This is a genomic window from Saccharothrix hoggarensis, from assembly GCF_042678885.1.
GTDB classification, from domain to species: Bacteria; Actinomycetota; Actinomycetes; order Mycobacteriales; family Pseudonocardiaceae; genus Actinosynnema; species Actinosynnema hoggarensis.
This window is the reverse complement of sequence record NZ_JBHTLK010000264.1, coordinates 1-8,811: the sequence shown is the minus strand read 5'-3', so window position 1 is coordinate 8,811 and position 8,811 is coordinate 1. Positions and strand designations below refer to the sequence as shown.

8 protein-coding genes are annotated in these 8,811 nt (G+C 74.4%); 4 read left to right on the top strand and 4 right to left on the bottom strand.

Annotation, left to right across the window (positions count from 1 at the left end):
- A partial coding sequence (locus ACFQ3T_RS31505; protein ID WP_380728911.1) for a hypothetical protein occupies positions 1–207 on the top strand: 207 nt, incomplete at its 5' end.
- 221 nt (positions 208–428) lie between these two features.
- Here the strand turns inward: ACFQ3T_RS31505 and ACFQ3T_RS31500 are convergent.
- Together ACFQ3T_RS31500 and ACFQ3T_RS31495 are read right to left on the bottom strand one after the other, a co-directional pair.
- Entirely contained in the window at positions 429–884 is a 456-nt protein-coding gene (locus tag ACFQ3T_RS31500; protein WP_380728909.1) for a DUF4383 domain-containing protein, read from the bottom strand.
- A gap of 326 nt (positions 885–1,210) precedes the next feature.
- The gene (locus tag ACFQ3T_RS31495; RefSeq protein WP_380728906.1) at positions 1,211–3,082 is read right to left on the bottom strand and encodes an IclR family transcriptional regulator domain-containing protein; all 1,872 of its coding nucleotides are present in this window, start codon (positions 3,080–3,082) and stop codon (positions 1,211–1,213) included.
- 141 nt (positions 3,083–3,223) lie between these two features.
- Between ACFQ3T_RS31495 and ACFQ3T_RS31490 the strand changes: the two genes are divergently transcribed.
- Together ACFQ3T_RS31490 and ACFQ3T_RS31485 are read left to right on the top strand one after the other, a co-directional pair.
- Positions 3,224–4,684 carry an aldehyde dehydrogenase family protein gene (locus tag ACFQ3T_RS31490; RefSeq protein ID WP_380728903.1) on the top strand — a complete coding sequence of 487 codons (1,461 nt, stop codon included), beginning with the start codon at positions 3,224–3,226 and terminating at the stop codon, positions 4,682–4,684.
- Positions 4,685–4,761: 77 nt separating this feature from the next.
- Entirely contained in the window at positions 4,762–5,544 is a 783-nt protein-coding gene (locus ACFQ3T_RS31485) for a dioxygenase family protein (protein ID WP_380728902.1), read from the top strand.
- Positions 5,545–5,550: 6 nt separating this feature from the next.
- Here the strand turns inward: ACFQ3T_RS31485 and ACFQ3T_RS31480 are convergent, their stop codons facing one another.
- Positions 5,551–6,549, bottom strand: a complete 999-nt coding sequence (locus ACFQ3T_RS31480) for a YdcF family protein (protein WP_380728900.1) — start codon at positions 6,547–6,549, stop codon at positions 5,551–5,553.
- A 9-nt stretch (positions 6,550–6,558) separates the two neighbouring features.
- On the bottom strand, positions 6,559–7,896 hold the full coding sequence (locus ACFQ3T_RS31475; RefSeq protein WP_380728898.1) for a DUF4032 domain-containing protein: 1,338 nt from the start codon (positions 7,894–7,896) through the stop codon (positions 6,559–6,561).
- Positions 7,897–8,158: 262 nt separating this feature from the next.
- Between ACFQ3T_RS31475 and ACFQ3T_RS31470 the strand changes: the two genes are divergently transcribed.
- Positions 8,159–8,665: a SigE family RNA polymerase sigma factor gene (locus ACFQ3T_RS31470; RefSeq protein ID WP_380728896.1), complete on the top strand. Its 507-nt coding sequence runs from the start codon at positions 8,159–8,161 to the stop codon at positions 8,663–8,665.
- Positions 8,666–8,811 lie beyond the last annotated feature (146 nt).

Genomic DNA, 8,811 nt, shown 5'->3' with positions numbered 1-8,811 from the left:
CTGCGCCCGCTGCTGGCCGACGCCGCCCGGCGCGACGCCTACGGCGTGGCCGCCGCGGACCGCGTGGACGCCCGGTACAGCACGGCCCGGATCGCGGCCGAAACGGTCCGCGTCTACCGGCTGGCGACCGGTCTGTCGGAGGTGGTCGAGGCCGCCGCCGTCGACGGGGCGGTCCGCGACGGCGGGACGATGGTCCACGACGTGTAGACGCAGCCGCCCCTGCCGCGCGGCGGAAGATGTCGCCGCGCGGCAGAGGGTGGACGGCCTGGGTGGACGGCCTGGGGGTGGACTGCCCTGGGGTGGACGAGCACGGTCGCACGACAGGCCTGCGAGCCGGTGGCGGCCACGGTCGGGTCCGTGGAGCCGCCACCGGCTCGGTCGAGCGGCACGTCACCGTCCGGGCGGCGCTCCACCGCCCGGACGACTCGTCACCGGACTCGGGCGCCGCCCTTGCGGGACGAGCGGTCCAGGATGAAGCCCAGGGCGATCATGCCGAGCCCCAGCAGCAGGTGCAGCCAGTTGTCGGCCGTGTTGACCGGCACGAAGTTGGCCGCGCTGTCGTGGTCGATCACCAGGCCGTACAGCCACAGCACCAGGTAGATCACGCCGCCGCCGACGAGGTACCCGAAGGCGCCCCGCGCCGTCCGCGCCATGACCAGGCCGAGGACGCCGAAGGCGAGGTGGACGATGTTGTGGAGGATGGAGACCGCGAACAGGCCGAGGAGCTTGGCCTGGGACTCGTGGCCTGCGAACTGGAGCGTGTCGTAGTCGGTGGTCACGCCGGGGATGAACCCGGCGATGCCCACCACCAGGAACACCGCGCCCACGGCCGTGGCGGCCAGTTGGACCGGCGTGCGCGTCGATGCCGTGTCGGGTCGGGTCATCTCGACTCCCGTGCGTCGCGGAAGAGGTACCACTTCGGACGCCGACCGACTACCCGGCGTGGCGAGCCGCAAACTGCACCGGAGAGGAGTTTCGTCCGGACCGCCCGCCGGCGCGTTCGGACCGATGAGGACGGACGCCGGTTCACGTCCCGCGGGGTTCGAACCGGGCGCGCCAGGCGGTGAGGACTTCGCGCTCGTCCACCCCGCCGCGCGACCCCCGCCGACCAGCCCGGCCGCGACGAGCACGGCCACGTCACCGGTCGTCGTGATCGCCCTGGCGTGGCCGCCGTTCGGCCGACGACCGTGCGCCCGGCCCGCGGCGGCCGTCAGTGGACGACCAGCTGCGCCTGGTCGAACGCCACCGCCACGTCGGCCTCGATCCGGGCGGCGGCCAGCCGCAGCGGCGGCAGCAGCCGTGCCGCCGTCTCCGCCTGCGTGGTGCGGCCGACGTGCAGCGCGACGCCGACCGCGGCGATCACCGCGCCCGACCCGTCACGCACGCCGACCGCGAGCGAGCGCAGCCCTTCGTTCAGCTCCTCGTCCACGATGGCCCAGTCGTCCGCCGGCGTGCCTCGGCGTGCGGCCAGCAGCACGCGGCCCAGTGACGTCGCCCGGGCCGGGAACCGGCTGCCGACCGTGATGTCGACCCGCATGACCCGTCCCGCGGCGACCCTCGCGACGTACCGGACCTGGTCACCGTCCAGGACGGCCAGGGACACCGACTCCCCCACGGCGGCGGCCAGGTCGGCCAGGTGGGGTTGGGCGATGTCCGACACGGTCAGCGGGGCCAGGCGGGCGTAGCCGAGGTCCAGCACCCGGGGCAGCAGCGCGAACTTCCGGCCGTCGGTCGAGGCGTAACCGGCGTCGCACAGCACGTGCAGGGCACGTCGTGCGGAGGCGCGGGGCAGGCCGCTCGCCTCGGCGGCGGTGGAGATCGTGAGGCCGTCCGGCGCGTGGCGGAACGCGGTCAACACGGCCAGGCCGCGGGCCAGCGTTTCGAGGAACTCCATGCCCAGCGCCTCCTTGGCCGACCGGAGGTCGTCGGCGGTGGGTTCAGCACCCCGGACCCCGGTGCCACCGGCCCCGGTCACCCTCGCGCCAATCGCGGCATCCCCGGCCCCGGCGGCACCGATGGTGGTGGTTCCCACAGCACCGACCCCAGCGGCACCGGTCACGGCGACTCCAGTCCCGACCCCGCCTACCCCGGCGGTTCCGATCGCGGTGGCATCGGCCCCGACCCCGGAGGCCCGAGTGGTAGCGGCCTCAGTCGCGGGCGCGGCTGCGGCGGTGGCGGTGACGGCAGCGGCATCGACCGCCGCTGCGGCAGGCGCGGCGGTTTTGGTGGTGGTGGCTGGTCGGGGGGTGGTGGCGGGCGGGCGCAGGGCTGCCTCCATGTCCGCGACGGCGACCCGCAGCCGGGGCAGGACGGTGTCCGGGAACGTGTCGGCGGTGTGCCTGCTGGTGTGGGTGAGCACGTTCACCGCCGCCACCGGCCGGCCCGCCGGGTCGTGCACCGGTGCGGCGATGGCCAGCAGGCCGGGTTCGACCCACTGGTCGTCCAGCGCCCACCCCTTCGCACGGGCCTCCGCGACGCGGGCGCGGAACAGCACCTCGCGGTCGTCGGGGGGCGCGGTCAGCGGCGGGACGGCCGGGAAGCCCGCGTCGAGCGGGTCGCCGGCCCGGCGTCGCCGCCACGCCGCGAACCGCTCCTCGGGCCACGTCGCGGCCAGCACGACGCCCGCGGCCGTGCGGTCGTCCGGCAGCACCCCGCCGACGTGGAACGCGAGGTACACCGCGCGCCGCCGGGTCGACTGGGCGATCAGCCGCACGCCGTCCACGTCGGGCACGGTCAGGGTCACGGACTCGTCCAGCTCGTCGGCGAGCCGGGTGAGCAGCGGCGCGAGCGGGTGGACCAGGCCGCACGACGCCAGGTAGGCGTTGCCGAGCTCCATCGCGCGCAGGGAGAGCAGCAGGTCCGGCCCTTCGGCGCGCAGGTACCCGAGGTGCAGCAGGGTCGCCGCGATCCGGTCCACGGTGGACCTCGGCAGGCCGGTCGCCTTGGTCAGGTCGCCGCGGCGCAGGCGTGGTTCGGGGTGGCTCGCGACGGCGTGCAACACGGCCAGCCCGCGTTCCAACGTGCCCGCGCCGGCCCCTGTCACCGGGCCCGGCGCGGCCTCGGTGGGGGCGACGTCCGGCACGGTCTGGTCCCGTCTGGTCGGTCCGGACCGAGGCGGTCGCGGTGTGCGATTCATCGTAGGCCGATCTTGACGGCGGGCGGGACGGACCGACAGGCTGTGTGTCCTCAGCGAACAGTATTTCGCTGGGCGAACGGAGCCCTGATGATCCTGGAGCGCGGCCTCCACCTCGGCGGTCGGGACGTGCCGGCCGCCGACGGGCGGACCACGGCCGACCTCGACCCGCACACCGGCGAGGTGTACGCGACCGTCGCCGCCGGGGGGCCGGCGGACGTTCGCCGTGCGGTGGAGGCGGCTGTCGCCGCGTTCCCGGCGTGGTCGGCGATGCCGCCGTCGTCCCGGCGGCGGATCGCGCTCAAGGCCGCCGACGTGCTGGAGGCGCGGGTCGACGAGGCGGTCGCGGTCATGGCCGACGAGGTGGGCGGCGTGGCCGGGTGGGCGCGTTTCAACGTCGCGCTCGCGGCGGGCATCCTGCGCGAGGCCGCGGCCGCCGCGACCCGGCCGGTCGGCGACGTCCTCACCACCGAGGTCGACGGCCGGCTGTCCCTCGCGGTGCGCGAGCCGGTCGGCGTGGTGGCGGCGTTCGCGCCGTGGAACGCGCCGGTCATCCTCGGCACGAGGGCGATCGCGACGCCGCTGGCGGTCGGCAACACCGTCGTGCTCAAGCCCAGCGAGGACGCCCCGATCGCGAGCGGGCTGTTCCTCGCCGACGTGCTGCGGGAGGCGGGTCTGCCGGACGGCGTGCTCAACGTCGTCACCAACGACCGGGCCGACGCGGCGGCCGTCGCCGAGGCGCTCATCGCCGACGACCGGGTGCGCGCGGTCGACTTCACCGGCTCCACGCGGGTCGGCCGGATCATCGGCGAACTCGCCGCCCGGCACCTCAAGCCGGCCGTGCTGGAACTCGGCGGCAAGAACGCCGTGCTCGTGCTGGACGACGCCGACCTCGACCACGCGGTGGACGCGGTGGCGTTCGGCGGGTTCACCAACGCGGGCCAGATCTGCATGTCGGCCGACCGGGTGCTGGTGCACGACTCGATCGCGGAGGAGTTCACCGCCCGGCTGGCCGCCAAGGTCGCCCGGCTGCCGCACGGCGACCCGGCCGATCCGGCGACGGTGGTGGGCCCGGTGATCGACCCGCGCTCGGCGCGACGGGTGGCCGACCTGGTCGCGGACGCCGTCGAGCGCGGCGCGCGGGTCCGTGCCGGAGGCGGCGAGCCGAACGGCTCGGCCTACCCGGCGACCGTGCTGGACCGCGTCACGCCCGCGATGCGGGTCCACCACGAGGAGGTCTTCGGGCCGGTCGTGACGGTGATCGCGGTCGCGGACGACGAGGAGGCCATCGCGCTCGCCAACGACACCGAGTACGGCCTGACGGCGGGCGTGCTCACCGAGGACACCCGGCGCGGTCTGGCCGTGGCGCGGCGGCTGCGGACCGGGATCGTGCACGTCGGCAACCAGACCGTGGACGACGAGCCGCAGGCGCCGTTCGGCGGGGTGAGGGCCAGTGATTACGGCCGGTTCGGCGGGCGGTGGGGCGTGGAGGCGTTCACGACCACCCGCTGGGTCACGATCGCGGGCACCCCCACCCAGTTCCCGTTCTGACCGCGGCGCCGCGCCCGCGGGCAATCCGACCGGCGTTCCGCAGGCGGGACACGGGATTCGGGGTCACTGTGGAGGACATGACCCCCATCCACGACCGCGGACTCGCCTTCGACCTCGCCGCGGTGACCCGCAGGCACGCCCTCGCGCTCCTGGGCGGCGCGGGGCTCGCCTCGCTGACGGCGTGCGCGACGGGAGCGGACCCGCCCGCGACGACGTCACCGCCCACGACCGCCGGCGGGTGCGGTGACGTGATCCCGGCCGAGAGCGCCGGACCCTTCCCCGGTGACGGGTCCAACGGCCCGAACGTGCTCACCAGGTCCGGCATCGTGCGCGGTGACATCCGCACCAGCTCCGGCACCGGCTCGCGCACCGCCGAGGGCGTGCCGCTGCGCATCGAGCTCACCGTGCTGGACGCCGGCTGCGCGCCGCTCGCGGGCGCGGCGGTGTACGTGTGGCACTGCGACATCGACGGCCGGTACTCGCTGTACTCGCCGGGCGTGACGGACGAGGACTACCTGCGCGGGGTGCAGGAGGCCGACCCGTCCGGCCGGCTCGCGTTCACCAGCGTCTTCCCCGGCGCCTACTCGGGACGGTGGCCGCACGTCCACTTCGAGGTCTACCCGAGCCTCGCCGAGGCGACCAAGGCGGGCACGAAGATCACCACGTCCCAGCTCGCGCTGCCCGAGGACGTCTGCAAGGCCGTCTACGGCACCGCCGGGTACGTGCAGAGCGTGCGGAACATGGCGCGGACGTCGTTGACGAGCGACACCGTGTTCCGCGACGGGCACGACGAGCAGCTGGCCGACGTCGCCGGCGACGTGTCCGCCGGGTACACCGCCGCGCTCACCGTGCGGGTGTGACGCCGCTCAGCCCAGGGTCAGCGCCACGTGCAGCGCGACCAGCGCACCGCACGTCACGGTATGCGTGACCGGGTTCTGGGCGAGCAGCGCGACGAACTCGCGCAGGAACGCGCTGGGCAGGAAGTACCGCGCCGTGGGCGCCCCGATGATCTGCATCCGCAGCTTGAGCCTCCGGGCCAGCACCGCCGCGCGGAACACGTGGAAGTTGTTGGTCACCGCCACCGCCCGGCCGTTCCAGCCGCGGTCCACGAGCAGCTTCGCGCTGTACCGCAGGTTCTCCTCGGTGGTCGTCGCCCGGTCCTCCGGCACGATCCGGTCGTCGGGCACGTCGCGGCGCAGCAGGTACTCGCGCATCGCCGCCGCCTCGGACACCGCCTCGTCCGACCCCTGGCCGCCGGAGACGACGAGCAGCGGCGCCCGGCCGGCGTCGACCTCGCGGCGGTACACGTGGATCGCGCGGTCCAGCCGGCTGGCCAGCAGCGGCGGCACGCGGTCACCGATCAGGCCCGCGCCGAGCACGACGATCGCGTCGAACCCCGTCCGGCGGCCGACGCTGCCGTAGGCGATCGAGTACAGCAGCAGGCTGACGAACAGGAACGCGACGTACGCGGCGACGATCAGCAGCGACCCGATCACGACGTCGACCACCGGGCCGGTGTGCGCGGTGGCGAACCCGAACGCGAGGACCACGCCGAAGATCGCGAGGCCGGCGAGCAGCGACAGCAGGTTCGCCGGGCGGAAACCCTCCCGCCGCACCAGCAGCACGCCGTTCGCGATCAACGCGACCGGCAGCACCAGCCCCAGCCCCAGCAGCACCGCCACCAGCCCGATCGCGACCGCGGCGGCGGGCCACCCGTCGCTCGCCGCTGCGCCGAAGACCAGCCAGAGCAGCAGGAACACGAGCGTCACGCCGAGCCACACCGCGTTCGCGAGCCGCCGCCGGTCCCGGAGCACGCCGACGACGAAGAACAGCGCGGGGACGAGGGCGGCGATCCCGAAGATCATGGGGCGAATCTAGGCGACCGGCCGCGACGCCCCGGCACCCGCCGTCCCGGGAGGTCGATCGCCCTCCGCCGGGTCGTCCTCCGCCGGGTCGTCCTCCGCGTTGTCGGCCAGGTCGTCGTCCGCCAGGTCGTCGTCGGTCAGGTCGTCGGGTTGGTCACCGTCCTGCCCCGGCAGCACTGTGGCCAGGTAGGACCGCAGCGCCGCGGTCGTGCCCACGTCCCGGCCCGCGTTCTCGGACAGGTACCAGCGGTGGACCAGCACCTCGTGGAACAGCTCGGCCGGCGCGAGCACGCCGAGCAGGTCGGGCGGCACGGCGGCGACCACCGGGTCGTACACCTCGTTGCGCCACAGGTGGCCGGCGGTGGTCTCGGGGACCGGGTGGCCGTCCCGCTGCTCCAGGTAGGCGCGGAACGAGCGGAGGTCGTTGAGCAGGCGCCGGGCCTGGCCCTCCTGCACCTCCAGACCGGTGAGCTTGAACAGCTCGCGGCGGTGCTGGCCGCTCTCGGCGACGCGGATGTCCACGCGCAGCCGCGCGCCGCTGTCCGACGTGACCAGCTCCACCTCGCCGACGTCGAACCCCAGGTCGTTGAGCCGGCGCAGGCGCTCGGCGACGCGGTAGCGCTGCTCGTCCAGCCGGAAGAACTCCTCGCGCGTCACCTCGTCCCACAGGGCGGCGTAACGCCGGGGCACGCTGTCGGCCACCTCGACGGGGTCGATGTCGGGCGGCAGCAGGCCGCCGGCCTCGAGGTCCATCAGCTCGCCGCCGATGCGCTCGCGCGCCAGGTCCACGTCGTAGGTGCGCTGGCCCGCGGACAGGATCGGGTGGCGTTCCACGGTCTCCGCGTCGACCAGGTAGGCGGCCAGGTTGCCCGCGTCGAGCCGGAACAGCGTGTTCGACAGCGAGCAGTCGCCCCAGAACGTGCCGGACAGGTGCAGCCGCACCAGCAGCTCGACCAGCGTGTCCACCAGCCGGTCCGCCGAGTGCTCGCCGCGCGGGCTGGAGAACAGGTACCGGTAGGACATCGAGTGCTCCAGGTACCGCGTGACCAGGATCGCCTGCTGGTCGTCCGGGCGGTCCACGCACAGGCCCAGCACCGACACCGCGGGCAGGCCCTCCTTCTCGAAGTCGCCGAGCATCGCGTACTCGTGGCGCGCCAGCGACTCGGCGATCTCCTTGAGCGCGTACACCTGGCCCTCGCTGGCCACGAACCGCACCACGTGCCGGGAGATGCCCCGCTGCGGCACGGTCAGCAGCAGCCGCTCGTCCCACTCCTCCAGCGGCTGTGCCCACGGCAGGGCGAGCAGCCCACCGGCTTCGGTGGCGGGCGGGCGGAACAGGAATCGCATGGGCTCCCCGTGGTTGGGTGGTCTGCGACGGGCGACCGGAAAGTACCCCGTGCGCGGGCCGCCCAGCCAGGCTCCGGCCCGAGAAGTGACCTGTTCACCACGATCAAGAACGGCGGCCGGGCGACCCCAGCCGGCGGGCCGCCGACGCCGACGTGCCCGCCGTCACGTGGCACAGGTCACACCCGGTCGGTTCAACGTGACGCGTCCTCCGAAGGGTTTCCCGAGCGCTAACCGACCCACAGCGGCACCGGAAGGGGGCGACGTGCGGGACGACGACTACGACCGGTTCGTCACCGATCGCCTGGATCGACTCTTGCGCTACGCCACGGCGTTGACGTGCGACAAGCACCTCGCCCAGGACATCGTGCAGGACGTGCTCCTGCGCGCGCGGCAGAAGTGGGCGCGCATCGGGGCGGTGGACGCGCCCTACCTGTACGTGAAGCGCATGGTGACCAACGACTACCTCTCGTGGCGGCGGCTCCGGTCGTCGCGGGACGTGTCCTCCACGCACGCCGCGCTCGACGAGCTGTCGCCGCTGGTCGCCGACCCGGCCGTGCGGCACGCGGAGCGGGACGCGATGCGCGCCCGGATCGCCGTGCTGCCGCGCAAGCAGCGGGCGGCGCTCGTGCTGCGCTACTACGAGGACAGCACGGACGCCGAGATCGCCCGCATCCTGGGCTGCACGGAAGGCACCGTGCGCAGTCACATCTCCCGGGCGCTCAAGACGCTGCGGGTCAACGAGGACGTGCCGGCGGAGGTGCTGCGATGACCGACCAGGAAGCTCTCATCCGCGAGGCGATCGCGGCGGAGGCCGCCGAGGCGGTCGACCACCGCGTCGTGCTCGCGAACCTGCACGCCGGGCGCTCGCGCCGCCGGCCGTTCGCGTTGGTCGCGGCCGCCGCGCTCACCGCCGTC